At 72.5% G+C, this 25,084-nt stretch carries 24 protein-coding genes; 9 read left to right on the forward strand and 15 right to left on the reverse strand.

What is annotated here, in order from left to right; translation table 11 throughout:
• Positions 1–70 precede the first annotated feature (70 nt).
• From OG444_RS10900 to OG444_RS10920, 5 genes are all read right to left on the reverse strand, one after another.
• Positions 71–1,228 carry an ALF repeat-containing protein gene (locus OG444_RS10900; protein WP_327261967.1) on the reverse strand — a complete coding sequence of 386 codons (1,158 nt, stop codon included), beginning with the start codon at positions 1,226–1,228 and terminating at the stop codon, positions 71–73.
• Positions 1,229–1,380: 152 nt separating this feature from the next.
• Positions 1,381–2,790: a lysine N(6)-hydroxylase/L-ornithine N(5)-oxygenase family protein gene (locus OG444_RS10905; protein ID WP_327261968.1), complete on the reverse strand. Its 1,410-nt coding sequence runs from the start codon at positions 2,788–2,790 to the stop codon at positions 1,381–1,383.
• Entirely contained in the window at positions 2,787–4,187 is a 1,401-nt protein-coding gene (locus OG444_RS10910; protein ID WP_327261969.1) for a pyridoxal phosphate-dependent decarboxylase family protein, read from the reverse strand. The genes OG444_RS10905 and OG444_RS10910 overlap by 4 nt, the downstream gene beginning before the upstream one ends.
• Positions 4,188–4,640: 453 nt before the next feature.
• Positions 4,641–7,181, reverse strand: coding sequence for an aminopeptidase N (pepN, locus tag OG444_RS10915; RefSeq protein WP_327261970.1), 2,541 nt, complete (start codon positions 7,179–7,181; stop codon positions 4,641–4,643).
• Positions 7,182–7,213: 32 nt separating this feature from the next.
• Positions 7,214–7,588, reverse strand: a complete 375-nt coding sequence (locus OG444_RS10920) for a chorismate mutase (protein WP_327261971.1) — start codon at positions 7,586–7,588, stop codon at positions 7,214–7,216.
• A 133-nt stretch (positions 7,589–7,721) separates the two neighbouring features.
• Here OG444_RS10920 and OG444_RS10925 point away from each other — a divergent pair, with 133 nt between their 5' ends.
• Entirely contained in the window at positions 7,722–8,153 is a 432-nt protein-coding gene (locus OG444_RS10925) for a hypothetical protein (RefSeq protein WP_327261972.1), read from the forward strand.
• Positions 8,150–8,539 (forward strand): winged helix-turn-helix domain-containing protein, encoded by a 390-nt coding sequence (locus OG444_RS10930; protein ID WP_327261973.1) that lies wholly within the window; start codon positions 8,150–8,152, stop codon positions 8,537–8,539. The genes OG444_RS10925 and OG444_RS10930 overlap by 4 nt, the downstream gene beginning before the upstream one ends.
• A 74-nt stretch (positions 8,540–8,613) precedes the next feature.
• Here OG444_RS10930 and OG444_RS10935 read toward each other — a convergent pair whose 3' ends face one another.
• From OG444_RS10935 to OG444_RS10945, 3 genes are all read right to left on the reverse strand, one after another.
• On the reverse strand, positions 8,614–9,762 hold the full coding sequence (locus OG444_RS10935; protein WP_327261974.1) for a sensor histidine kinase: 1,149 nt from the start codon (positions 9,760–9,762) through the stop codon (positions 8,614–8,616).
• Between the two features lie 250 nt (positions 9,763–10,012).
• Positions 10,013–10,669, reverse strand: coding sequence for a response regulator transcription factor (locus OG444_RS10940; protein ID WP_327261975.1), 657 nt, complete (start codon positions 10,667–10,669; stop codon positions 10,013–10,015).
• A gap of 142 nt (positions 10,670–10,811) precedes the next feature.
• Positions 10,812–11,564 carry a serine protease gene (locus tag OG444_RS10945; protein WP_405792646.1) on the reverse strand — a complete coding sequence of 251 codons (753 nt, stop codon included), beginning with the start codon at positions 11,562–11,564 and terminating at the stop codon, positions 10,812–10,814.
• A gap of 172 nt (positions 11,565–11,736) precedes the next feature.
• Between OG444_RS10945 and OG444_RS10950 the strand changes: the two genes are divergently transcribed.
• Positions 11,737–12,660, forward strand: coding sequence for a hypothetical protein (locus OG444_RS10950; RefSeq protein ID WP_327261977.1), 924 nt, complete (start codon positions 11,737–11,739; stop codon positions 12,658–12,660).
• Positions 12,661–12,772: 112 nt separating this feature from the next.
• Positions 12,773–13,447: an HAD family acid phosphatase gene (locus OG444_RS10955; protein ID WP_327261978.1), complete on the forward strand. Its 675-nt coding sequence runs from the start codon at positions 12,773–12,775 to the stop codon at positions 13,445–13,447.
• Positions 13,448–13,916: 469 nt separating this feature from the next.
• On the opposite strand, the gene OG444_RS10960 is transcribed toward OG444_RS10955, so the two are convergent.
• The 3 genes from OG444_RS10960 to OG444_RS10970 all read right to left on the reverse strand — a co-directional run bounded on the left by OG444_RS10960 (position 13,917) and on the right by OG444_RS10970 (position 16,186).
• Complete coding sequence (locus OG444_RS10960) at positions 13,917–14,360, reverse strand: VOC family protein (protein ID WP_327261979.1); 444 nt, start codon at positions 14,358–14,360, stop codon at positions 13,917–13,919.
• A 148-nt stretch (positions 14,361–14,508) separates the two neighbouring features.
• On the reverse strand, positions 14,509–15,420 hold the full coding sequence (locus OG444_RS10965) for an SDR family oxidoreductase (protein ID WP_327261980.1): 912 nt from the start codon (positions 15,418–15,420) through the stop codon (positions 14,509–14,511).
• Position 15,421: 1 nt separating this feature from the next.
• Complete coding sequence (locus OG444_RS10970) at positions 15,422–16,186, reverse strand: SDR family oxidoreductase (RefSeq protein ID WP_327261981.1); 765 nt, start codon at positions 16,184–16,186, stop codon at positions 15,422–15,424.
• A 56-nt stretch (positions 16,187–16,242) separates the two neighbouring features.
• On the opposite strand from OG444_RS10970, the gene OG444_RS10975 reads away from it, so the two are divergent.
• Genes OG444_RS10975 through OG444_RS10995 form a run of 5 tightly spaced genes read left to right on the forward strand, consistent with a single transcriptional unit; the run spans position 16,243 to position 20,714 of the window.
• Positions 16,243–16,992, forward strand: a complete 750-nt coding sequence (locus OG444_RS10975; RefSeq protein ID WP_327261982.1) for an enoyl-CoA hydratase family protein — start codon at positions 16,243–16,245, stop codon at positions 16,990–16,992.
• On the forward strand, positions 16,989–17,894 hold the full coding sequence (locus OG444_RS10980; RefSeq protein ID WP_327261983.1) for a CoA transferase subunit A: 906 nt from the start codon (positions 16,989–16,991) through the stop codon (positions 17,892–17,894). The genes OG444_RS10975 and OG444_RS10980 overlap by 4 nt, the downstream gene beginning before the upstream one ends.
• The gene (locus OG444_RS10985) at positions 17,891–18,646 is read left to right on the forward strand and encodes a CoA-transferase subunit beta (protein ID WP_327261984.1); all 756 of its coding nucleotides are present in this window, start codon (positions 17,891–17,893) and stop codon (positions 18,644–18,646) included. Before OG444_RS10980 ends, OG444_RS10985 begins: the two co-directional genes overlap by 4 nt.
• A gap of 16 nt (positions 18,647–18,662) precedes the next feature.
• Entirely contained in the window at positions 18,663–19,754 is a 1,092-nt protein-coding gene (locus OG444_RS10990; protein ID WP_327266732.1) for an NAD(P)H-dependent flavin oxidoreductase, read from the forward strand.
• 30 nt (positions 19,755–19,784) lie between these two features.
• Positions 19,785–20,714, forward strand: coding sequence for a tyrosine-protein phosphatase (locus OG444_RS10995; RefSeq protein ID WP_327261985.1), 930 nt, complete (start codon positions 19,785–19,787; stop codon positions 20,712–20,714).
• Between the two features lie 104 nt (positions 20,715–20,818).
• Here OG444_RS10995 and OG444_RS11000 read toward each other — a convergent pair whose 3' ends face one another.
• The 4 genes from OG444_RS11000 to OG444_RS11015 all read right to left on the reverse strand — a co-directional run bounded on the left by OG444_RS11000 (position 20,819) and on the right by OG444_RS11015 (position 25,081).
• Positions 20,819–22,498, reverse strand: a complete 1,680-nt coding sequence (locus OG444_RS11000) for a DEAD/DEAH box helicase (RefSeq protein WP_327261986.1) — start codon at positions 22,496–22,498, stop codon at positions 20,819–20,821.
• A 101-nt stretch (positions 22,499–22,599) separates the two neighbouring features.
• On the reverse strand, positions 22,600–22,803 hold the full coding sequence (locus tag OG444_RS11005) for a cold-shock protein (RefSeq protein WP_030010141.1): 204 nt from the start codon (positions 22,801–22,803) through the stop codon (positions 22,600–22,602).
• A gap of 464 nt (positions 22,804–23,267) precedes the next feature.
• A complete protein-coding gene (locus OG444_RS11010; RefSeq protein WP_327261987.1) occupies positions 23,268–24,425 on the reverse strand; it encodes an acetyl-CoA C-acetyltransferase in 1,158 nt (385 codons plus the stop codon).
• Positions 24,426–24,451: 26 nt separating this feature from the next.
• The gene (locus OG444_RS11015) at positions 24,452–25,081 is read right to left on the reverse strand and encodes a TetR/AcrR family transcriptional regulator (protein ID WP_327261988.1); all 630 of its coding nucleotides are present in this window, start codon (positions 25,079–25,081) and stop codon (positions 24,452–24,454) included.
• Between the last annotated feature and the right edge of the window lie 3 nt (positions 25,082–25,084).

Below are 25,084 nucleotides of genomic sequence, written 5' to 3' on the forward strand. Positions count from 1 at the left end.
CCGTCTGGGCGGGACGGGGTGGCCGGCCGTGGTGTGCTGCGGCCGGCCACCCTTGAGGGTGCGGGTTCGGTCAGCGTCCGGCGCCGGCGCGGCGCATGCGGGCCGCAAGGAGCATTCCGGCGCCGGCGATGAGCGTGGAGCCCGCGCCGCCTGCGATCAGGGTGGTGTGGTCGCCCGTGCCGGTGGTGGCGAGGGGGGCACCGCCCTGGCCCTGGGGGGTGACGGTGGTGTTGCCGGAGCCGGCGTCGGTGGTCGTGCCGCCGGTGCCGGAGCCGTTGCCCTTGCCCTTGTCGCCGTCCTGGCCGTCGTGGCCGTCCCGGCCGGGGGCGGGCTTCTCCTTGTCCTTGGCCGCCTGGTCCTTGGCGCGGGCCTCGTGCTGGCCCGTCTTGAGGAACTCGGTCCGGTCGGCGGGGGTGCCGGCGAGCGCGGCGCGGCCGGCCTTGACGAGTTCCGGACCGCCACCGTCGATGATCCTGGCGATGGTGACGCGGTTGTCCTGGTCGCGCAGCTCGTACTGGGTCACTTCCAGGAAGTGGCGCAGCTCGGCGGGGGTGGGCGTTCCGTTCATCAGCTTGCTGATGGCGTCGCTGAGGATCGGGCCGTCCCAGCCCTCGTCGATGCGGGCCAGTTCGACCAGGTCGTCGGAGGCCTGGGCGAGGTACCGGCCGGTCTTCAGGAACTCCGCGCGGTCGGCGGGGGTGCCCTGCAGGGCCTTCTTGCCGGCTTCCTTGACTGCGGTGCCGCCGGTGCCGATCAGCCGGGAGATCTCGACCTTGTTGTCGTCGTCGCGCAGTTCGTGCTGGGTGACGTCGTAGAAGTGGCGCAGCTTTTCGATGGTGTCCCCGTTGCTGAGGATCTTGTTGATGCCTCCCTTCAGGCCGGGTCCGGCGCCCGGGAGGAGGCGCAGGATCGCGATGCGGTAGTCGTCCATGCGGATCTTGTGCTGGTCGACTTCGATGAACTTGCGCATGGCCTGTGGGCCGTCGGCGATGGCCTTGCGGCCGGCTTCCTTCATGAACTCGCTGGCCATCGGGTGGGCGATGATCGCGAGGATGGTCTTGCGGTCCTCTTCGGCCTGGTCGGGCACGGTCTGGTCCGGCGTGGTCGGTGCCGGCTGGTTGCCGGGTGCCGGGGCGTCGGGGCCGGCGGCGAACGCCGGTGACGCGATGAGGACGGCCGGAGCAAGGGCAGCGGTGGTGACCGCTGCGGCGATCCGGGAAAACTTCACAGACAAAACCCCCTGGAAACGTTTCTTCGACAGAAGGGACGTTCGATCTGTCCGGATAGTTGTACCGGTAATGTTCCCGCCCCTCGTGGCGGCCTGGTGGCGGCACCGAGGTGTGCGGGGGCGGGGTCTCGGTCACCGGGCGGCGGGGCCTTTCAGGGGTGGTCGACGAGGGGGCGGAGTTCGCCGACGGGCCGGGGGCGGGTGTGCTCGCGCTGTTCGAGGCCGAAGGTGGTGAAGGCGGTGCGTTCCGGCTGGGGGTAGGGCTCTTTGCCGGTGAGGGTGTTGAGGATGGCGGCGCTGCGCCAGGCGGCGAGGCCGAGGTCGGGGGCTCCGACGCCGTGGGTGTGGCGTTCGCCGTTCTGGACGAAGACGCTGCCGGTGACGGTGGGGTCGAGGATCATCCGGTAGCGGTCGTCGATGCGGGGGCGTCCGGAGGAGTCCTTGCGCAGGTACGGGTCGAGGCCTGCGAGGAGGCTGCCGAGAGGGCGTTCCCGGTAGCCGGTGGCGAGGACGACGGCGTCGGTGGTGAGCCGGGAGCGGGTGCCCTGCTCGAGGTGTTCGAGGTGGAGTTCGACTTTGGTGGTGGCGACGCGGCCGGCGGTGCGGACGGTGACTCCGGGGGTGAGGACGGCGTCGGGCCAGCCTCCGTCGAGGGTGCGGCGGTAGAGCTCTGCGTGGATGGCGGCGATGGTGCCGGCGTCGATGCCCTTGTGGAGTTGCCATTGTCCGGGGACGAGCCGGTCGCGTACGGGTTCGGGGAGGGAGTGGAAGTAGCGGGTGTAGTCGGGGGTGAAGTGCTCGAGGCCGAGCTTGGAGTACTCCATGGGGGCGAAGGAGGGGGTGCGGGCGAGCCAGGTGAGGCGTTCGCGGCCGGTGGGGCGGGCGCGGAGGAGGTCGAGGAAGACTTCGGCGCCTGACTGGCCCGATCCGATGACGGTGACGTGTTCGGCGCCGAGGATGCGCCGGCGATTGTCGAGGTAGTCGGCGGAGTGGATGACGGGGACGGTGGGGGCGTCGGCGAGGGGGCGCAGGGGTTCGGGGACGTAGGGGGCGGTGCCGATGCCCAGGGCGAGGTTGTGGGTGTAGGTGCGGCCGAGGGCTTCGACTTCGCCGGTGGCGTCGAGTTGGGTGAAGTCGACTTCGAAGAGGTCGCGTTCGGGGTTCCAGCGGACGGCGTCGACCTGGTGCCCGAAATGGAGTCCGGGGAGGCGGCCGGCGACCCATCGGCAGTAGGCGTCGTATTCGGCGCGGTGGATGTGGAACTGCTCGGCGAAGTAGAAGGGGAAGAGCCGTTCCTTGTGCTTGAGGTAGCTGAGGAAGCTCCAGGGGCTGGCCGGGTCGGCGAGGGTGACGAGGTCGGCGAGGAAGGGGACCTGGAGGGTGGCTCCTTCGATGAGGAGGCCGGGGTGCCAGCGGAAGTCGCGGCGCTGGTCGTAGAAGGCGGTGGCGAGTTCGCCGGCTCCTTGTTGCGGGAGGCCGTGGGCGAGGGCTGCGAGGGACAGGTTGAAGGGGCCGATCCCGATTCCGACGAGGTCGTGGGGGGCTTCGAGCTGGGCGGTCATCGGTGGGTGCTGCCTTCCAGGAGGGCGATGAGGGTGTCCAGGTCCCCCGCTGTGGTGTGCGGGTTGAGCAGGGTGGCCTTGAGCCACAGGCGGCCGTCGGCGTGGGTGCGGCCGAGGACGGCGCGGCCTTGGTGCAGGAGGGTGCGGCGCAGGGTGGCGAGTTGGTCGTCGTCGGCGTGGGTGGGCCGGAAGAGGACGGTGGTGAGGGTGGGGGGTGCGTGGAGTTCGAAGCCGGGGTGGGCGTCGAGGAGCCGGGCGAGGTGGTGTGCGGTGTCGACGGTGCGGTCGATGAGTGCGGCGAGGCCGTCGCGGCCGAGGGCGCGGAGGGTGGTGGCGATCTTGAGGGCGTCGGGGCGGCGGGTGGTGCGCAGGGAGCGGCCGAGGAGGTCGGGGAGGCCCGCTTCGGTGTCGTCGGTGGCGTTGAGGTAGTCGGCCTGGTGGGCGAGGGGGGCGAGGAGGCCGGTGTCGGGGACGACGAGGAGGCCGGCGGCGACGGGCTGCCAGCCGAGTTTGTGCAGGTCGACGGTGAGGGAGTGGGCGCGGCCGAGTCCGGCGAGTTTGTCGCGGTGGCGGGGACTGAGGGCGAGGAGGCCGCCGTATGCGGCGTCGATGTGGAGGTCGGCGCCGTAGCGGTCGCAGAGGTCGGCGATGCGGTGGATCGGGTCGATGAGGCCTGCGTCGGTGGTGCCGGCGGTGGCGGTGACCAGGGTGGGGCCGGGGGTGGTGGCGAGGGCTTCGGCGAGGCGGGCGGGGTCGAGGACGCCGGTGGGGGTGGGGAGTTCGGTGGCCGGGGGGAGGCCGAGGAGCCAGGCGGCGCGCGGGACGGAGTGGTGGGCGTTGGCTCCGTGGAGGACGGTCAGGGCGGGGCCGTGGCGTTCGCGGGCGAGGAGCAGGGCGAGTTGGTTGGCTTCGGTGCCGCCGGTGGTGACGAGCGCGTCGGGGTGGGGGGTGTCGTAGAACTCGGCGGCGAGGGTGCGGGTGAGGAGGGCCTCCACGGCGGAGGCGGCGGGGGCCTGGTCCCAGGAGTCGAGGGAAGGGTTCAGCACGCTGGCGGCGAGGTCGGCGGCTGCCGCGACGGCGAGCGGGGGGCAGTGCAGGTGGGCTGCGCAGAGGGGGTCGGCGGGGTCGGCGGCGCCGGCGGCGAGCGTGTGGACGAGGGTGCGGAGGGCTTCGTGGTCGCCTGTGCCGTGGGCGGGGAGTACGCCGGCGTCGCCGAGGGCGGCGTGGACGCGGGCGGTGACGGCGTCGGGGCCGCCGGCGGGGAGGGGGCCGCGGCGGGCTTCGGCGCCGGTGGTGAGGGCGTCGAGAACGGTGTCGAGGAGGGGGCGCAGGGCGGTGGGGCCGTTCGCGCCTCCGGCGAGCGGGGGTGTTGCGCGTTTGCCGGGCGGCGCGGTCATCGGGTCCTCCGGGGGCTGGCCGGGTGCGGTGGGAGGCACCTGGCAGCCAGTACAACGATCAGACCCGAATGGGGTAACCGCCGGGGTTTGTCCGAATCGGTGGTGGCGTGTGGGGGGGCTTGGCGGGGGCGGGGCCCTGCCGGGGCGGGGCGGGGGCCGGGCCGGGAGGGGGGCCGGGAGGGGGGCCGGGAGGGGGGCCGGGTGGGGGGTCCGGGGCCGGGTGGGGGGTCCGGGGTGTCGTCCGGGACTGCATGATTTATGGCGCCCTGGCGGCGGTTTTGCCTCGTACGGGCTGCTACCGCGCCAACAAATCACGTTTTACGTCCCGGACAACACCCCGCCCCGTCCCCGTCCCCGGCCCTCGGTCGCGGTTCCCCGGCCCCGGCCCCCGGTCGCGGTTTCCCGTCGTCGGCTCCGGCTTTCGGCTTTCGGCTTCGGCTTCGGCTCAGAGCACTACTGGCCTCGGACCTTCAGTGCGCGGGCGAGGTCGTCCAGCTGGTCGACCAGTTTGCGGCGCAGGAGGGGGAGGATGTCCGGGTCGCTGAGGCAGGTGCGGCCGGCCTGGAGGTTGGCCTCGTCGATGGCGTGGACCGGGAAGGCGTAGCGGCCCGCGGCTTCGCCGATGGCGGGGCCGCGGCGGGCGCCGAGGGCGACCGCGTCGGGGTAGTAGCGAGTCACGTACTCGGTGGTGAGGTCGCTCTGTTCGGGCTGCCAGAAGCCCTGGGCGGTGGCGCTGAAGAGGTAGTTGGACAGGCTGTCGTCATGGAAGAGGCGGTCCCAGGCGGCGGCCTTGGCCTCGGGGGTGGGGAGGGCGGCGCGGCAGCGGGCGGCGCCTTCCTGGCCGGTGGCGCTGGTGTCGGCCTCGAGGGCGGCGTCGATGTCGGCCTCGTCGACGGCGCCGAGGACGGCGAGGCGGCCGAGGATGCGCCAGCGCAGCTCGGGGTCGAGGGCGGGGCCTCCGGGGACGGTGTCGTCGGTGAGCCAGGCGGCGATGGTGTCGGGCTGGGTGGCGCTGTCGACGAGGGTGCGTACGGCGGTCAGCCGCATGCCGGGTTCGGAGCCGTCCTCGGTGCGCCGCAGGAGGTCGCGGGCGATGGTGGTGAGGGTGGCGAGGGCTGCGGTGCGCTCGTCGGGGGCGACGAAGCGTACGGCGATCTGGGTGCGGGCGAAGGTGAGGACGCCCTGGACGATGGCGAGGTCGTCCTCCTCGGGCAGGTGCGCCGCGGCGGTCGTCAGGTAGTCGTGCGGGTCGAGTTCGCCGTCGCGGACCATGTCGCGCAGGGCGTTCCAGACGACGGCGCGGGTGAGGGCGTCGGGGATGCCGGCCAGGCCGCGCAGGGCCGTTTCGAGGGAGTGCTCGTCGAGCCGGACCTTGGCGTAGGTGAGGTCGACGTCGTTGAGGACGAGGAGGGCGGGGCGGGCCCCGGTGACGGAGATGATCTCGTCGGAAGGGACGTCGAGGTCGAGGAGTTCGCGCAGTTCCAGGAAGCGGCCGTCGACGGGGTCGCGGTCGTAGACGCCGACGGCGATGTGGTGGGGGCGGCTGCCGCTGCGGTCGACGGTGAGGGTCCAGCCGGGGGCGCTGTCGGGGCCGCCCTCGGATTCCTCGATGCGGGGGGTGAGGGTGTCGATTCCGGTGGTGCGCAGCCAGATGCCGGCCCAGGCGCGGACGTCGCGTTCGGTGTGGGCGGCGAGGGAGTCGATGAAGTCGTCGAGGGAGGCGTTGGCGAACTTGTGGCGGGTGAAGTGGGTGTTGATGCCGGCCAGGAAGTCCTTCTCGCCGAGCCAGGCGACGAGCTGGCGCAGGGCGGAGGCGCCCTTGGCGTAGGAGATGCCGTCGAAGTTGAGGAGGGCCGAGGCGGTGTCGGGGACGTCTTCGGGGGCGGGGGCGACGGGGTGGGTGGAGGGGCGCTGGTCGGCGTCGTAGCCCCAGGGCTTGCGGGTGACGCCGAAGTCGGTCCAGGTGTCGGTGAAGCGGGTGGCTTCGGTGAGGGTCTGGTAGCCCATGTATTCGGCGAAGGATTCGTTGAGCCAGATGTCGTCGAACCAGGCGAGGGTGACGAGGTCGCCGAACCACATGTGGGCCATCTCGTGGGCGATGACCATGGCCCGGGACTGGCGTTCGGTGTCGGTGACGGCGGAGCGGAAGATGAACTCGTCGCGGAAGGTGACGAGTCCGGGGTTCTCCATGGCGCCGGCGTTGAACTCGGGTACGAAGGCCTGGTCGTAGGAGTCGAAGGGGTAGGGCTCGGTGAACTTCTCCTGGTACCGGTCGAAGCAGTCCTTGGTGATGGAGAGGATTTCCTGGGCGTCGACGTCCATGTGGGGTGCGAGGGACTGGCGGCAGTGGATGCCGAAGGGCAGTCCGGCGTGCTGGGTGCGGACGCTGTGCCAGGGGCCGGCGGCGACGGCGGCGAGGTAGGTGGAGATGAGGGGGGTGGGGGCGGACTGCCAGACTCCGGCGCCGCTGCCGTCGGGGGCGTCGCCGGTGCGGGTGGTGATGCCGTTGGCGAGGACGGTCCAGTGTGCGGGGGCGGTGACGGTGAATTCGAAGACGGCCTTGAGGTCGGGCTGGTCGAAGGCCGGGAAGACCCGCTGGACGTCGTCCAGGAACATCTGGCTGTAGACGTACGTGTGTCCGTCCGCGGGGTCGGTGAAGCGGTGCAGGCCCTCGCCGGTGCGGGAGTAGCGCATGAGGGTGTCGAGGTGCAGCTCGTGGTGGCCTTCGGTGAGGCCGGTGAGCGGGAGGCGGTTGTCCTCGAGGGTCGCCGGGTCGAGGGGGTTGCCGTCGAGGGTGGCGGAGCGCAGCTCGACGGGCTTCAGCTCGACGAAGGTGTCTGCGGCGGTCCGGGCGGTGAACCGGATGACGGTGGTGGAGCCGAAGGTTTCGTCGTCGTCGCCGGTGAGGTCGAGGGTCACGGCGTAGTGCTGGACGTCGAGGAGCTGGGCTCGGAGCTGCGCTTCGTTGCGCGTCAGTGCGGACATGGGGCCCATGCTGCCCCAGTGGGCGGCCGGACCCCGGTGTTCTACTCTTCGCCCGCAGCGATCGTCTCGTGGTGGCGGATGACCTCGGCGATGATGAAGTTGAGGAGCTTCTCGGCGAAGGCGGGGTCGAGTTTGGCGTTCTCGGCGAGCTGGCGCAGCCGGGCGATCTGGCTGGCCTCGCGGCCCGGGTCGGCGGGGGGCAGCTGGTGCCTGGCCTTGAGGTGGCCGACCTGCTGGGTGCACTTGAAGCGTTCGGCGAGCATGTGGACGACGGCCGCGTCGATGTTGTCGATGCTGTCGCGCAGTCGGGCGAGTTCGGCGGTGACGCTCTGGTCGATGCCCTCGTCGCCCTTGGCCGCGTCGTCGGCCGCACCCGCGCCCGTGCCGGTGCCGTTGTCGAGGTCGCTGATGTTCATGGTTCCCGAGAATACGTGGCGGCGGCCGCTGGTTCGTCGGGCAGTCGGCCTGTGAGACGGCGACCTTTACTTGCCAAAGTGGAAAGTGCTCGCCATAGTGGAAATCGACTGGAACGATCATCCGTGTGCGAGCTTGGGGGGACCTGTGGAGGAGACGGCGAAAGCGGTCGGGGCGCTGGGGCGGGCGGCCGGTGCGGAGAAGGCGGCGCGGCGGCGCAGCGGCTGGTACGCGCGCTACCTGTGGGCGTACGCGGCCGGGCAGCTGGTGCTCGTACCGGTGGCCGTGCTGTGGCACGGGCCGGTGTCCGGGGTGGTGTTCGCGGTGACCAACGCGCTGCTGGTGACCGGGCTGAGCGTGTACGCGGCGCGGCAGCGCGTGGTGCGGCGGGGGTTCGGTGTGAAGCACGGGGTGGTGATGGCGTCATGGGCGGTGGTGTTCGCCCTGACGATCACGGTCGGGGTCGCTGCCTTCGGGCACGGCGTGCCGTTCGCGGTGGCGGGCGCGCTGGCGTGTGCGCTGCCGCTGGCCGTCGGGGCCTGGACCGAGACGCGGGGCGCGGCATGACGGACGGGACGGACGGGACGGACGAGGGGGCTCCGGCCGCCGGGGCGGACAGCGGGGCGCAGGCGAAGCGCGGCGGTCATCCGCGGCACGATCTGGCGCCGCTGCTGAACGCGCCGGTACGGCTGTCGGTGGTGGCGGCGCTGGCGCCGCTGGACAAGGCCGAGTTCGGTTTCGTACGGGACCTGGTGGAGGTTTCGGACTCGGTGCTGTCCAAGCAGGTCGCGGCGCTGGAGGAGGCGGGCTGGGTGGCCGTCCGCAAGGGCCGGGTCGGACGCCGTCCGCGCACCTGGATCTCGCTGACCGCCGAGGGCCGGGCCGTCTACGAGCGGCATCTGGCCGCGCTGCGGGCCATCGCGCTGGGGCAGCCCGGCAGTACGTCCGGCTAGACGACCTGGGCCGTGTCCTGCGGATCCTGTCGGCCGAGCCCGCGTTGTCCGGTGCCCGGCGTGATCGGCAGGACCTAGAGGGGCAGGGTCGCGGTGACGAGCCAGCCGCCCTCGGGGGTGGGGCCTGCGGTGAGGAAGCCGCCGAGGGCCTCGGCGCGCTCGGCCATGCCCGCCAGGCCGTAGCCGCCGCCCCGGGCGTTCTCGGAGAGTCCGGCCGGACGGCCGCCGTCGTCGGCGATGCGGACCTCCAGGCCGGCCGGGACGGTGCGCAGGGTGACCCGGACGGCGGTGGCCGTCGCGGCGTGCTTGCCGATGTTGGTGAGGGCTTCGAGGACGATGCGGTGGGCGGTGGCCGCGACATGGGCGGGGAGCCGGCCCTCCAGCCCTTTCTCGATGCCGAGGGTGACGGGCGGCCCGGTCACCGTGAAGCGTTCGGTGAGCTCGCGGATGTCGGCGAGGCCGGCGACCGGGTGGGTGGCGGCCGTGGTGTCCTCGTCCTCGCGGAGGATCTTGACGAGGCGGCGCATCGAGCCGAGGGCCTCGTCCCCGGCGTTCTCGATCCGGCCGAGGATCTCGGCCGCGCGTTCGGCGGAGACGTTGGTGAAGCGGGCGGCGCGCGCCTCGACGACGATGCCGGTGACGTGGTGGGCGACGAGGTCGTGGAGTTCGCGGGCGAGCTCCAGGCGTTCGGCGGTGCGGACGGCGCGCAGGTCGCGCACGCGCTGGGTGGCCTGCAGCCGCAGCACGAGCGAGTACGCGGCGACGACGACGGCGAGCACGGAGAAGAGCAGGGTGAACCGGCCCGGCGCGGCGTCCCGGGCCGGTACGGCCATGCAGCCGAGGGCGAGGACGGGGCCGAGGACGGCGGCGGTGCGGGCGGGGGCGCGGAGCAGGACCTGGGAGAGCAGGACGAGGAGGGCGAGGGCCTCCCCGCCGCCCCAGACGACGCGGGGGTGGTGGCTGAGCATCAGGAGGAGGGTGACGGTCCAGGTGACGGCGGCGGCGAACCGGGCGCGGGTGAGCAGGGGGACGGCTGGCCAGGGCGCGGCGCTGAGGCAGACGAGGATGCCGGACACCCAGACGGCGGCGTGCGGGAGGCTGGGCTGGCGGGCCAGGACGACGCCCTCGAAGGAGACGAGGGCGAGGAGGACGAGGGAGAGGGAGAGGCGCAGCCAGGTGGCGGCGTGCGGGTGGCTGCGTGCCCAGCCGGACAGGGGGCTCATCGGGTGGCCCTGGGCCGCTTCGGGGCCCGGCGTGGGCGTTGGCCTGCGGCGGCGGTACGGGGGCGGGTGCGGGAACGGCTGCGCGGGCGCGGGCCGGCTGCGCCGTGGCCTCCCGGGACTCCGCCCCGGAGCCCGCGCCTCAAACGCCGGCGGGGCTGGATGTGGCCGGGCTCCGAAAGGCCACGGGGCTGGATGTGCCCGGGACCGGAAAGGCCGCGGAGCTGGATGTGGCCGCGGGGCTGGACCGGGGTCACGCCGAGGTGGCGGCCAGGCCGCTTTCCCAGGCCCAGGCGGCGATCTCGACGCGGTTGCGGGCGTCGAGCTTGGCCTGGACGTTGGCCAGGTGGGTCTTGACCGTGGAGAGGGAGACGAAGAGCTCTGCTGCGATCTCCGCGTTCGTCAGCCCGCGCGCGAGGCAGCGTACGACGTCGCGTTCCCGCTCGGTCAGGGGTTCCGCGGGGCGTCCGGCCCGGGTGGCCGGGGTGCGCGGGGCCATTTCGCGCAGCAGCCGCACCGTGATGGCGGGTGAGACGAGGGAGTCGCCGACGGCCGCCGCCCGTACCGCTTCAACCAGCATGGCCGGGCTGGCGTCCTTCAGGAGGAAGCCGGATGCTCCGCCGTGGAGCGCCGCGTGGACGTACTCGTCGAGGTCGAAGGTGGTGACGATGACGATGTGCGGGCCGCCCTCTTCGCCGGACAGCCGGCGGGTGACTTCGAGGCCGTCGAGTTTCGGCATGCGGATGTCGAGGAGGAGGACGTCCGGCCGGTGTTCGGCGACGGCCGCGAGGGCCGCTTCGCCGTCGACGACGTCGGCGACCACTTCAATGTCCGGCTGGCTTTCGAGGATCATCCGGAAGCCGGTTCTGACCATCTCCTGGTCGTCCGCGATGACCACTCTGATCGCCATGCGCCACCTGCCCCACTGTCGAACGCTGCCGTCACCGGTTCACTCCCATGGGACGGGTGGGCGGGGCGGCCCGCAACCGCACGGCGGGGCGCCCCGTCCTTCCGGCCGGACCGGGCCCGGCCGGAAGGACGGTCAGGAGGGGCTACATGCCTGCCGCGGCGCTCTTGATCGCGGCGGCGAAGGTCGAGACCTCGGTGTACACGCCGGGGTAGTTGGGCCGGGCGCAGCCCTCGCCCCAGCTGACTATGCCGACCTGGATCCAGGCGTTGTTGTTGTCGCGGCGGAACATGGGGCCGCCGGAGTCGCCCTGACAGGTGTCGACGCCGCCCTGGGGCAGGCCGGCGCAGATCTCCTCGCTCGGGACGAGGGAGCTGCCGTACGCGGCCTTGCAGGTGGCGTCGGAGACGAAGGGGACGGTGGCCTTCATCAGGTACCGCTGCTGGCCGCCGCCCTCGCGAGTGGCTCCCCAGCCGGCGACGGTGAAGGTTCCGCTGTCGTAGGCCTTGGTCTCGGCGATCTTGAGGGTGGGCAGGTTGATGGGCTTGGCGAGCTTGATGAGGGCCCAGTCCTTGCCGGTGCCGTTGTAGCCGGGGGCCTGGAGGACCTTGGTGGACTTGACCTTGATGGCGCTGGAGCTGTTGAGGTCGACGACTCCGGCGGTGGCGGTGATGGAGGTGTTGTTGCCGGAGCCGTTCACGCAGTGGGCGGCGGTGAGGACGATCTGCTGGGTGTAGAGGGCGCCGCCGCAGCCCATGGAGAGGCGCACCATGAAGGGGAACTCGCCCTGGGCGGCGCGGGTGCCGCCTACGACCGGTGCCGTGCCGGCGGTGGCGGTGCCGGGCTGGAGGCTGACGGCGGCGAGGGCGACCGCTCCGACGGCGAGGGTGCGCTTCATGAACTGCACAAGGGTGGTCACAGTCAACACACTGCCTTTCGTGGGGGGTTGGGCTGTGCGTGCCATCGGGTGAATGACGGGTCCATGACACAACAGGCGTGTGGTGGACATCAAGAATGCAATTTCGGCCAACTCCCGCCCCTGCGGCAGGGATTGCTGTAAGGAGGGCCCGATGACGGAGAACGGGGGGCCGCGCGGCCCCATCGCGCACGGATTTCCGCATCTGGCGACCGTGCGCGCCTCGATCACCGCGCTCCACCGCCGGCTGTCGGCCGACGGGATCCGCGCCTACGACACGAGCCTGACCCCCGCCGACGCCGCCTTCGACGCCGACGACGACCTCCACCTGGGCGCGCAGCGGGTGGCCGCCGCGACGGTGCGCGCGCTGCAGCTGCCCGACGCGCGCATGGTGGTCTCCTTCCGGCCGATGGAGCAGGCGGCGACCGTGGAACTGGCCGCAGGTCCCGAGTACTTCGTCGAGGTCAACGACCGCTTCCGCACCCACCGCCGGGACCTGGCGGCGGCCCTGTCGCACGAGGTCGCGCACGTCCTGCTGCACCGTCTGGACCTGCGGTTCCCCGGCACCGAGGAGAACGAGATCCTCACCGACACGGCCGCCGCGTACCTCGGGGCGGGCTGGCTGCTCCTGGACGCCTACCGTGAGGACGCGCTGACCCACCAGAGGTTCGGCTACCTCACCCCGGAGGAGTTCGGCTACGTCCTGGCCAAGCGTGCCGCACTGTTCGGCGAGGACCCCTCCCCCTGGTTCACCAGCCCTCAGGCGTACGAGGCGTACGTGCGCGGGCGCGCGCTGGCCGGGCGCGAGCACCGCCGGGCCCCGCTGGCGGCGGCCGGGCCGCTGGCGCGGCGGCGGTACGCGAAGGCGCGGCGCGCGGGGGCCGGTGCGGGCGAGGCGGGCGACACGGGTGACACGGGTGGCGGATCCGCGTACCGCTTCGAACGGGGCGGCTCCGGCGCCGGGTTGCTGGTGAGCTTCCCGTGCCCGGTGTGCGCCCAGCGGCTGAGGGTTCCGGTGCGCGGGCGGCTGCGGGCCCGGTGCGGTCTGTGCCGCACCGTCCTCGACTGCCTCACGTAGATCCATTCATCACGCGGCCACGAAAAGTTTCCTACCGGCCAGTAGACAGGGGGTCGGTTCTCGCCAACTCTGGTCACGTACATGCCAACTCGTGACCGAGGGAGCGCCCCCCATGCGCAGTACCCGCACCCCCCGCACCCGCATGCCCCGTACCGCCGCCGCAGTGGCCGCGGCCGCCGCCGTCCTGACGCTGGTTCCGGCCACCATCGCCCAGGCCGCGCCCGTTCCGGCGCCCGCCTCCGCGTCCCCGGCCGCCTCCGCGCCCGGCGGCAACGCGGCGATCCTCGGCATCGACTACGCCACCTGGCAGCGGGACGTCGCCGCCGTCGTCGACGCGGCCCGGCCCGCCATCGAGGCGCGCATCGCCGCCTCACCGGCCGGCGAGAAGCCCGCCCTCGTCCTCGACATCGACAACACCTCGCTGGAGACGGACTTCCACTGGTTCTGGACGTTCCCGACCCCCGCGATCTCCAAGGTCCGCGCGCTGACCCAGTACGCGCACGCGCGCGGTGTCGCGATCTTCTTCGTGACCGCCCGCCCCGGGATCATCCACTCCCTGACCGAGCACAACCTCAGGGCCGTGGGTTACCCGATCTCGGGGCTCTACGTCCGTGACCTGCCCGACCTGTTCGAGGAGGTCAGCGCCTACAAGACGGGCAAGCGGGCGGAGATCGAGGCACGCGGCTACACGATCATCGCGAACATCGGCAACAGCCCGACCGACCTCGTCGGCGGTCACGCGGAGCGCACCGTCAAGCTGCCGGACTACAACGGCAAGCTGTCCTGACCCGAGCACGGTGTCAACGGGGCGGCGGATCGTGCGAGTCCGCCGCCCCGCCGCCCCGGCCGAGTCCGGCAGCGACGGCGTTGACCGCTCCGGCATTCCGCGCTCCGGGCGGGCTGCGTCAGCGCTGCCCCAGGACCCGCAACCGGCGGTCTCGGAACAGGAAATGGACAACTTGATGGGCCGGCTGCGGTTCAGCGAGTGGATGTAGCGGGTAGTCATAGGACATCGCACCGATGAAGACTCGGGCCCGACCCCTCGCCAGGGGGCCGGGCCCGCTTCCGTGCCACGCCGTTTCAGCCCTCGTAGGGTGATCCGCAGCGGGTCGTCGCCGAGCCGTCGTGCCTGGCAGGCCAGGATGTACCCCTCGGCGAGGTCCGTCTCGTCCAGGACCTCGTTGCCGGGGACGGCCCCCCGGGGCTCGGCGCCCGGGCCCCGGGGGTTTGCGGCGGCCGTCAGCGCCCGGGCGCGGTCACTGCCCCGGAGCGGCCTCGCCCGGCAGGTTCAGCTGCCAGGAGACGCCGAAGCGGTCGTTGACCCAGCCGAAACGGGTGCTGAAGCCGTACGAGCCGAGCGGCATCAGCTCGCTGCCCTGCTCGGAGAGGGCTCCGTAGAGGCGTTCGATCTCGGCTTCGCTCTCGCACTGGACGTAGAGCGACACCGCGGGCGTGAAGCCGAATGCGTGCTTGGCCGGGCTGTCGATGCACATGAACGTCTGCCCGGCCAGGGAGAAGGCCGCGTGCCGTACGGTCCCCTCCTCCCCGGCTCCCGCCGCGGCCTCGTCGGCGCCGTAGTGGCTGATGCCCAGCACCTCGGCGTCCTCGAACAGCGAGAGGTAGAAGGTCATCGCCTCCTCCGCACGCCCCTCGAACATCAGGAACGTGGTGATCTTCTGCGGGCTCGGCGTGATGGTCATCGCTGGTCCTGTCCCTTCGCTCTCCGGTCCTCCCGGACCAGAAACCCTAGGGGGTCCCCTGTCGATCGGGCCGGACGCGGGACGGGACGCGGGCCCGGATCCGGGACGGCCCGCGCCCGCACCGCCCGGCCCGCACCGCCCGGCCCGGTCACCGCGCGCCGTAGACCGGGAGCGGAGCCTGCGCCGACGCGAGGAGTTTCAGCGCGGCCTCCCCCGCCTCCGCCGGGGTCCACCGTGCGCCCCGGTCCGCCGTGGGACCCGGCCGCCAGCCCTCCATCACCGTGATCCGGCCGCCCTCCGCCTCGAAGACCCGGCCCGTGACGCCCGCCGAGGCGTCCGCTCCCAGCCACACCACCAGCGGGGACACGTTCTCCGGGGCCATCGCGTCGAAGCCGCCCGCCTCCGGGGCGGCCATCGTCTCGGCGAAGGTCTGCTCCGTCATCCTGGTCCGCGCCGCCGGGGCGATCGCGTTGACCTGCACCCCGTAGCGGCCCATCTCCTCCGCGGCGACCATCGTCAGGCCGAGGATGCCCGCCTTGGCCGCGCTGTAGTTGCCCTGGCCGACCGAGCCCAGCAGCCCGGCCCCGGAGGAGGTGTTGACCACCCGGGCCGCCACGGGCCGGCCCGCCTTCGCCTCCGCCCGCCACCACGCGGCCGCCGACCGCAGCGGCAGGAAGTGCCCCTTCAGGTGCACCCGCATGACCGCGTCCCAGTCGTCCTCGTCCAGGTTGACCAGCATCCGGTCCCGCAGGAAGCCCGCGTTGTTGACCAGTGTGTCGAGCCGCCCGAAGGTGTCCACGGCCGCCGCGACCAGCGAGGCGGCACCCTGCGACGTGGCGATGTCCCCGCCGTGGGCCACCGCCTCCCCTCCGAGCGCCCCGATCTCGGCCACCACCTGCGCCGCCGGGCTGTCGGGGCCCGGCCGACCGTCCAGCCCGACCCCCAGGTCGTTCACGACGACCCTCGCCCCCTCCGCCGCGAACGCCAGCGCATGCGCGCGCCCCAGCCCCCGGCCCGCGCCCGTCACGATCACGACCCGGCCCTCGCACAGTCCCGCCATCTCAGCTCTCCTTGTTGACAGTTGCCGCATCCAGGAAGGCGGGGCGCTCCCCGCCCCCGTGCACCAGCAGGCTCGCCCCGCTCACGTACGCCGCCCGGCCGGAGGCCAGGAACACGGCCGCCTCCCCCACGTCCGAGGGGTCGGCCAGCCGCCCCAGCGGGACGGTGGCGCCGACCGACGCGATGCCTGCCTCGTCCCCGTAGTGCAGGTGCGCCAGTTCGGTCCGCACCATGCCCAGGACCAGCGAGTTGACCCGTACTTCGGGGGCCCATTCGACGGCCATGGACCGGGCCAGGTTCTCCAGTCCCGCCTTGGCCGCGCCGTACGCCGCCGTCCCCGGTGAGGGCCGGGTGCCGCTGACGCTGCCGATCATCACCACCGAGCCCCGGGCCTCCCGCAGCCAGGGGTACGCCGCCAGCGAGGCCGTCATCGGTGCGAGGAGGTTGAGCTCGACGACCCGTGCGTGGCGCTGCGCCTCGCCCTCTCCCAGCAGCCGGTACGGGGTTCCGCCCGCGTTGTTGACCAGACAGTCGAGCCGCCCGTACCGGCCCGCGACCGCGCCGAAGAACTCGTGCACGGCGGCGGGTTCACGCAGGTCGACCGGGATGAAGGCGGCCTTGCGGCCGTCCGCCGACACCGGTTCCTCCGGGGGCCGCCGGGCGCAGACGACCACGTCCGCGCCGGCCGCGAGGAACGACCGGGCGATTCCGGCGCCGACGCCCCGGGTTCCTCCGGTGACGACGACAACCCTCCCGTCGAGCTCCATAGGCTGCTACCTTCCTCACCTAACAAATGTTTGGTGGAAAGGTAGCTGATCCGCTCATGGGTGTCTCCACCTCAAGCCCGGACAAGGGCATCGCACTGGTCACAGTCGACTTCCCGCCCGTCAACGCGCTCCCGGTACAGGGCTGGTACGACCTCGCCGACGCCCTGCGCGCCGCCGGCCGCGATCCGGAGGTCCGGTGCGTGGTGCTCGCCGCCGAGGGCCGCGGCTTCAATGCCGGCGTCGACATCAAGGAGATGCAGCGCGACACCGGACACGCGGCCCTCGTCGGCGCCAACCGGGGCTGCTACGAGGCCTTCGCCGCCGTGTACGAGTGCGAGGTGCCGGTCGTCGCGGCCGTGAACGGCTTCTGCCTGGGCGGCGGCATCGGACTCGTCGGCAACGCCGACGCGATCGTCGCCTCCGACGACGCGACCTTCGGCCTGCCCGAGCTGGACCGGGGCGCGCTCGGCGCCGCCACCCACCTGGCCCGGCTGGTCCCGCAGCACCTGATGCGCGCGCTGTACTACACCTCGCGCACCGCGACCGCCGCCGAACTGCACGCCCACGGCTCGGTGTGGAGGGTGGTCCCACGGGCGGAGCTGCGCGCGGCCGCCCTGGAACTGGCCGCCGAGATAGCGAAGAAGGACGGCTACCTGATCCGGCTCGCGAAGGCGGCCATCAACGGGATCGACCCCGTGGACGTGCGCCGCAGCTACCGCTTCGAGCAGGGCTTCACCTTCGAGGCCAACCTCAGCGGGGTGGCCGACCGGGTCCGCGACACCTTCGGGAAGGGAGAGCACGCATGACCGCCAGGACGGAAGGCTCCGCCAGGACGGACTCGGCCGACAGGGCCGACAGGGCCGACAAGGTACTGACCCCCGAAGAAGTGGTCGGGCAGCTCCGCAGCGGGATGACCATCGGCATCGGCGGCTGGGGGTCCCGGCGCAAGCCCATGGCCCTGGTGCGAGCACTGCTCCGGTCGGAGATCACCGATCTCACCGTGATCTCCTACGGCGGCCCCGACGTCGGCCTGCTGGCCGCCGCCGGCCGGATCCGCCGGCTGGTCGCCCCCTTCGCCACCCTCGACTCCATCCCGCTGGAGCCACACTTCCGGGCCGCCCGCGAGCGCGCCGCCTTCACCCTCACCGAGCTCGACGAGGCCATGTTCATGTGGGGCCTGCACGCCGCCGCCAACCGGCTGCCCTTCCTCCCCGTCCGCGCCGGCCTGGGCTCCGACGTGATGCGGGTCAACCCGGAGCTGCGTACCGTCACCTCGCCCTACGACGACGGCGAGGAGCTCGTCGCCGTCCCCGCCCTGCGCATGGACGCCGCCCTGGTCCACCTGAACCGCGCCGACCGCCTCGGCAACGCCCAGTACCTGGGCCCGGACCCGTACTTCGACGACCTCTTCTGCGAGGCCGCCGACGCCGCCTACGTCTCCTGCGAGCAGCTCGTCGAGACCGCCGAGCTCGCCAAGGCGGGGCCGCCGCAGTCCCTCCTCGTCAGCCGCCACTCCGTGACCGGGGTCGTGGAGTGCCCGAACGGCGCGCACTTCACCTCCTGCGCCCCCGACTACGACCGCGACGAGGCCTTCCAGAAGCTGTACGCGGCCACCCCCTGGACCGAGTTCTCGGCGCGCTTCCTGTCCGGGGCGAGCGAGCACGACTACCAGTCGGCCGTCCGGACCTGGCACGAGGAGCAGCAGTGACGACCACCGGGACCACCACCGCCCCCCGCACCGTCTCCCGCGCCGAGTACTGCGTGATCGCGTGCGCCGAGGCCTGGCGCGACAACGGCGAGGTGCTCGCCAGTCCGATGGGCCTGATCCCCTCCTTCGGGGCCCGCCTCGCGAAGCGGACCTTCTCCCCCGACCTGCTGCTGACCGACGGCGAGGCCATGCTCGTCGGGCTGGACGGCTCGGCCGAGGGCTGGCTCCCGTACCGGCGTCATCTGACGATGGTGACCGGCGGCCGACGGCACGTGATGATGGGCGCCAGCCAGATCGACCGGTTCGGCAACCAGAACATCTCCTGCATCGGTGACTGGGAGCGGCCGGCCCGCCAGCTCCTCGGGGTGCGCGGCGCGCCCGTCAACACCCTGAACAACCCGGTGAGTTACTGGGTGCCCAAGCACTCCACCCGGGTGTTCGTCGAGCGCGTGGACATGGTCAGCGGTGTCGGCTACGACCGCGCGGAGGCGGCCGGGGTGACGCGCTTCCACCGGCTGCCCCGGGTGGTGAGCGATCTCGGCGTCTTCGACTTCGGCGGGCCCGGCCACGCGATGCGCCTGGCCTCCCTCCACCCGGGGGTCACCGTCGAGGACGTCCGTGCGGCCACCGGCTTCGAGCTGGTGATCGCGGGCGAGGTCCCGTGCACACGGGAGCCGTCCGCCGAGGAGCTGCGGCTGATCCGCGAGGTGATCGACCCCAAGGGGCTGCGCGACCGGGAAGTGCGGGTCTGAGGCGATGGCGACGACGATACGGACGGCCTTCACCGAGCTGGTCGGGGTCGAGCACCCCCTGGTGCAGACGGGCATGGGCTGGGTCGCCGGGCCCCGTCTGGTGTCGGGCGCGGCCAACGCGGGGGCGCTGGGCATCCTGGCCTCGGCCACGATGACCGTGGACCAACTGCGTTCGGCGGTCCGCGAGGTCAAGTCCCGCACGCCGGACGGCACTCCCTTCGGGGTCAATCTGCGGGCGGACGCCGGGGACGCGGCCGAGCGCGTGCGACTGATCATCGACGAGGGAGTGCGGGTCGCCTCGTTCGCGCTCGCGCCGTCCGAGGAGCTGATCGGGCGGCTGAAGGACGCGGGGGTGGTGGTCATCCCGTCGATCGGGGCCCGGCGGCACGCCGAGAAGGTGGCCGCGTGGGGCGCCGACGCGGTGATCGTGCAGGGCGGCGAGGGCGGCGGTCACACCGGGGACGTGGCCACGACGGTGCTGCTGCCGCAGGTCGTGGACGCCGTGGACATCCCGGTGATCGCGGCGGGCGGCTTCAGCGACGGGCGCGGCCTGGTCGCGGCCCTGTCGTACGGGGCCGCGGGCATCGCCATGGGCACCCGTTTCCTGCTGACCTCGGACTCCACCGTCCCGGACACCGTGAAGGCCGAGTACCTGAAGGCCACGGTCAAGGACGTCACCGTCACCACGGCCGTCGACGGGCTGCCGCACCGCATGCTCCGTACGGAGCTGGTCGACTCGCTGGAGCGGGCGGGCCGTACGCGGGCGCTGGTCCGGGCGGTGCGGCACGCGGCCGGCTTCCGGAAGCTGTCCGGCCTGAGCTGGTCGCAGATGGTCCGCGACGGGCTCGCGATGAAACACGGCAAGGACCTGTCCTGGAGCCAGGTCCTGCTCGCCGCGAACACCCCCATGCTCCTCAAGGCGTCCATGGTCGAGGGCCGTACGGACCTCGGCGTCATGGCATCGGGCCAGGTCGCGGGGGTGATAGACGATCTCCCGTCCTGCGCGGAGCTCGTCTCCCGCGTCATGGCCGAGGCACAACAGGCACTCGAAGCACTCGAAGCACTCGAAGCACTGCACATGCTCCGCACCCTGCCACCACCAGGGTGATCCCCCTTCTCCGTCACAGGAGTTGCCCATATGAGCCGTGCCCGCATCCGTCTGGCGAGAGCGGCGGCCGCCGCCGCTCTCGCCATCGGGATCCTGCCCGCCTCCGCGTACGCGGCGACGGCACCCGGAGCCGGGGTCAGTGCCCGGCACCACCAGCAGCAGGCCGAAACGATTCGCCAGATCCCCCTCCAGGGCGCCGTCAACCTCCGGGACCTCGGCGGCTACCGCACCTGGACCGGCGGCCAGGTCCGCCAGGGCCTGGTCTACCGCTCCGACGCACTGAGCAAGCTGACCGACGCAGACGTCACCACCGTCGCCGGTCTCGGCCTCAAGAAGGTCGTCGATTTCCGCATTCCGATGGAGCTCCAGTACGACGGCGCCGACCGGCTGCCCGCTGGCCTCTCCCCCACCGCACGCCCGGTCAGTGACCTCGGCCTCTACGGAACCCTCGTCGGCGCGATCGGCAGCGGCGATCCCGTGGTCCAGGAGCAGATGCTCGGCGGCGGCCGCGCCGAGGCCTACATGCGCGACATCTACCGCACCTTCGTGAGCAGCCCCGAGAACCGGGCGCAGTTCGCGGCGACCCTGCGGGAGATCGCCGACGGCCGGCAGGGCCCGGTCCTGTACCACTGCACGTCCGGCAAGGACCGGACCGGCTGGATGAGTTACGTCCTGCTGCGCGCCCTGGCCGTCCCCGAGGACACCGCGGAGCGCGACTACCTGGCGTCGAACACCTTCCGCGCCGCCTACGACGCCCGGGTGCGGGCGGGCCTGAAGCAGTCGGGCCGGATGCAGAACCCGGACCTGCTGATCCCGCTCCAGGAGGTCCGCCAGGACTACCTGGACTCGGCGACGGCCCAGCTGGAGGCCGACTACGGCAGCTTCTTCGGCTACCTGACGCAGGGCCTCGGCCTGGACCTGCGGACGCTGGCGAAGCTGCAGGACCGGATGGTCCGGTAGCGGGGGCGCCTGCCCCGGAGCGCACGATGCCGGGCAGCACGATGCCGGGCAGCGCGTCCTGCGCTGCCCGGCATCGTCGTGCCTGTGTCCTGCGGTGTGGCCGGTCAGACCGTCCGGCGGCGGCCCTGGCCACCGGAGCCGACCCTGCTGCGCGCGGAGGCCGCTGCCGCGCCACCGCCGGCGCCGCCCGTCCCGCGCCGGCTGCGCTCGCCGGTGCCGGTGGCCGCGCCACCGCCGCCCTGGCCGCCGCGACGGGCCTGGCCCGACCCGGAGGCCGCCGGGGCCTGCCCGGAGGCGCCCCCGCCGGAGCGGCGGGCACGGCCGCCGTTCGCCGGAGCGCTGCCCGTGGCGGCACCGGTGCGCGGTCCGCCCGAGCGGCGGCGCGAGCCGGAGCCCGTACCGGAGCCGGAGCGCTGCTTGGGCGCGGTCGGCTGCGGAACCTCCAGCACCACCGGGATGCCCGAGGGCTCCTTGGCGCCGGTCAGCCGGGCCAGTTCCTCGTCGGAGGACTTGATCTGCGCGGTGCGCGGGGAGATCCCGGCGTCCGACATCAGACGGGTCATGTCCCGCTTCTGGTCGGGGAGGACCAGGGTGACCACGCTGCCGGACTCACCGGCACGGGCGGTACGGCCGCCGCGGTGCAGGTAGTCCTTGTGGTCGCTGGGCGGGTCCACGTTGACCACGAGGTCGAGGTCGTCGATGTGGATGCCGCGCGCCGCAACGTTGGTGGCGACCAGCGCGGTGACCTCGCCCGTCTTGAACCAGTCCAGGGTGCGGTTGCGCTGCGGCTGGGAGCGGCCGCCGTGCAGGCCGGAGGCGCGCACGCCGTCGGCGAGCAGCTTCTTGACCATGCGGTCGACCCCGCGCTTGGTGTCGACGAACATGATCACCCGGCCGTCGCGAGCGGCTATGCGCGTCGCCACGGCCTTCTTGTCGGTCTCGTCCATGACGTACAGGACGTGGTGCTCCATAGTGGTGACCGCACCGGCCGACGGGTCGACGGAGTGGCCGACCGGGTCGGTCAGGAACATCTTGACGAGCTTGTCGATGTTCTTGTCCAGCGTCGCGGAGAACAGCATCCGCTGGCCGCCGGCCTCGACCTGCTTGAGCAGCGCCGTGACCTGCGGCATGAAGCCCATGTCGGTCATCTGGTCGGCCTCGTCGAGGACGGTGATCGAGACCTGCGAGAGGTCGGCGTCACCGCGGTCGATGAGGTCCTTCAGGCGGCCGGGGGTGGCGACGAGCACCTCGGCGCCGCGGCGCAGGGCGCCCGACTGCCGGTTGATCGACATGCCGCCGACGACGGTCGCGATGCGCAGGTTGACGGCCGTGGCGTACGGGGCCAGCGCGTCGGTGACCTGCTGCGCGAGCTCACGGGTGGGTACGAGGACCAGCGCGAGCGGCGCCTTCGGCTGCGCGCGGCGGCCGGCGGTACGGGCCAGCAGCGCCAGGCCGAAGGCCAGCGTCTTGCCGGAGCCGGTGCGGCCGCGGCCGAGCAGGTCACGGCCGGCGAGCGAGTTCGGCAGCGTCGCGGCCTGGATCGGGAACGGCTCGGTGACGCCCTGGGCGGCGAGGGTCTTCAGCAGCGCCTCGGGCATGTCCATGTCGCCGAACGACTCGACCGGCGGCAGCGCCGGGGCGATCGGCTCGGGCATGGTGAATTCCTGGGGCCGGGCAACGGGCGCGGACTTCTGCCGTCCCGCGCCAGACTTCGGACGCCCCTGGGCCGCACCTCGACCCCGGGTGGGGCGGCGGCTGGGTCGTGCGGAGCTGGAGCTGGTCATGCGAGAAAGCCCTCCTGAAACCGGCAGGTAAAACAAAGGTCGAAACAGCAGACAAGCCGGGGCCCGCACCTCGCGGTGCGGACCCCGGCATGCTGAAGAACTTAGGCGGGGATGATGTTCTCCGCCTGGGGGCCCTTCTGGCCCTGGGTGACGTCGAAGGACACGCGCTGGCCCTCCTGGAGCTCACGGAAGCCCTGGGTGGCGATGTTCGAGTAGTGGGCGAAGACGTCCGGGCCGCCACCGTCCTGCTCGATGAAGCCGAAGCCCTTTTCCGAGTTGAACCACTTCACGGTGCCAAGTGCCATTTTAAATCTCCTGAATAGGCGGCAAAGGGCCCCATCCGGAGATTCCGGCAAAACAATAAAAGCGCCTGCGGAGCATTCCCGTCAGGCGCACATAAAGTTCATGGGTACCACAACTGCAACGAGCTCTAAGTTAGCACACCTCGCTGCGGGGAGTCCCGGGGCGAGGGGTGTGACCTGCACCCTCCGGCCCGTCGGCGGCGGTCCCGCCGGTGGCGCCGCGGGGCGGTCCGGGAGGCCGCAGGCCCGGTCCCCCTTGGGCCGTGGGCGGCCCGGTCCCGTCCGGACGCCCGCCCCGACCCCGGCGGCCCGATCCGCCCTGGGCGAAAAGATTCACCCCTACGGGTCGGACCGGGCCGGCCGGCGGGCGGCGGAAGTCCCTGGCGGTGGCCCGGCTGCCGGGCGTCCTGCGCGAGCCCGGCATACCGCGGGCTCCCTCCCTGCTCCCCTCGTGAGCGGTACCGCCGCTACAGCCGCTCGATGATCGTGACGTTGGCCTGGCCGCCGCCCTCGCACATGGTCTGCAGGCCGTAGCGGCCGCCGGTGCGTTCCAGTTCGTGCAGGAGGGTGGTCATCAGCTTCACCCCGGTCGCGCCCAGCGGGTGGCCCAGGGCGATCGCGCCACCGTTGACGTTGACCCGCTCCGGATCGGCGCCGGTCTCCTTCAGCCAGGCCAGCACCACCGGGGCGAAGGCCTCGTTGATCTCCACCAGGTCGATGTCGGCCAGCGACATGCCGGTCTTCTTCAGCGCGTACGCCGTGGCCGGGATCGGCGCGGACAGCATGCGGATCGGGTCCTCGCCGCGGACCGAGAGGTGGTGGATGCGGGCGCGCGGCCGCAGGCCGTGTTCCCGTACCGCCCGCTCGGAGGCGATCAGCATGGCCGCCGCTCCGTCCGAGACCTGGGAGGAGACGGCCGCGGTGATGGTGCCGCCCTCGACGACGGGCTTGAGGGTGGCCATCTTCTCCAGGGTCGTGTCCCGCCGCGGGCCCTCGTCGACGCTCACGTCGCCGTAGGCCACCGTCTCGCGGGCGAAGCGGCCCTCGTCGATGGCGCGGATCGCCCGCCGGTGGGAGCGGAGCGCGAACTCCTCCATGTCCTGCCGGGTGATCCCCCACTTCTGCGCGATGAGCTGCGCGCCGTGGAACTGGTTCACCGGGGCGTCCCCGTACCGGGCCCGCCAGCCCGCCGAGCCCGCGTACGGCCCCTCCGTGAGGCCGAGCGGCTCCGCCGCCTGCCGCGAGGCGAAGGCGATCGGGATCATCGACATGTTCTGGGTGCCGCCCGCGACCACGAGGTCCTGGGTGCCGGACAGGACGCCCTGCGCCGCGAAGTGCACCGCCTGCTGCGAGGACCCGCACTGGCGGTCGATGGTGACCCCGGGCACCTCCTCGGGCAGGCCGGCCGCCAGCCAGGCCGTCCGGGCGATGTCCCCCGCCTGCGGCCCCACCGTGTCGAGGCAGCCGAACACCACGTCCTCCACGGCGGCCGGGTCCGCCCCGGACCGCTCGATCAGTGCCTTCAGGACGTGTGCGCCCAGGTCGGCGGGGTGGACGGCGGCCAGGCCGCCCTTGCGCCGCCCCACGGGGGTGCGTACCGCATCGACTATGTAGGCCTCGGGCATCGGGACTCCTCAGACGGTCGGGTCTGTCACGTGGGGCGCAGGGCGATCCCGTCCAGCACCATCGACAGGTACTGGCGGGCGATCTCTTCGGGGCTGTGCTGTCCGCCCGGCCGGTACCAGGACGCCGCCACCCACACCGTGTCGCGCACGAAGCGGTAGGTGAGGCGGATGTCGAGGTCGGCGCGGAAGACCTTGGCGGCGACCCCCCGCTCCAGCGTCCCCAGCCAGGCCTTCTCGAACTTCTGCTGCGAGTCGGACAGGTAGTGGAAGCGGGGCTGGGCGGAGAGGGTGCGGGACTCCTTCTGGTAGATGGCGACGGCGGCGCGGTGCCGGTCGATCTCCCGGAAGGACTCGGTGACGAGGGCCTCGATGGTCTCCCTGGGGCCGAGGCCCGCGGCGAGGACGGTGTCGTACCCGTCCCACAGCTCGGTCAGGAAGGCCGAGAGGATCTCGTCGAGCATCGATTCCTTGGAATCGAAGTGGTAGTAGAGGCTGCCGGCGAGCATTCCGGCGGCGTCGGCGATCTTGCGGACGGTGGTGGCGTTGTAGCCCTGTGCGGCAAAGACCTCGGCGGCGGTGTCGAGGAGTTCACGACGCCGTTCGGGGGAGGCCGTCACCTGTGGCTTCTTCTGGGATGTCGGCTTGTTCGTTGGCACGCG

It is taken from the genome of Streptomyces sp. NBC_01232, assembly GCF_035989885.1.
In the GTDB taxonomy this organism is placed as follows: Bacteria; Actinomycetota; Actinomycetes; order Streptomycetales; family Streptomycetaceae; genus Streptomyces.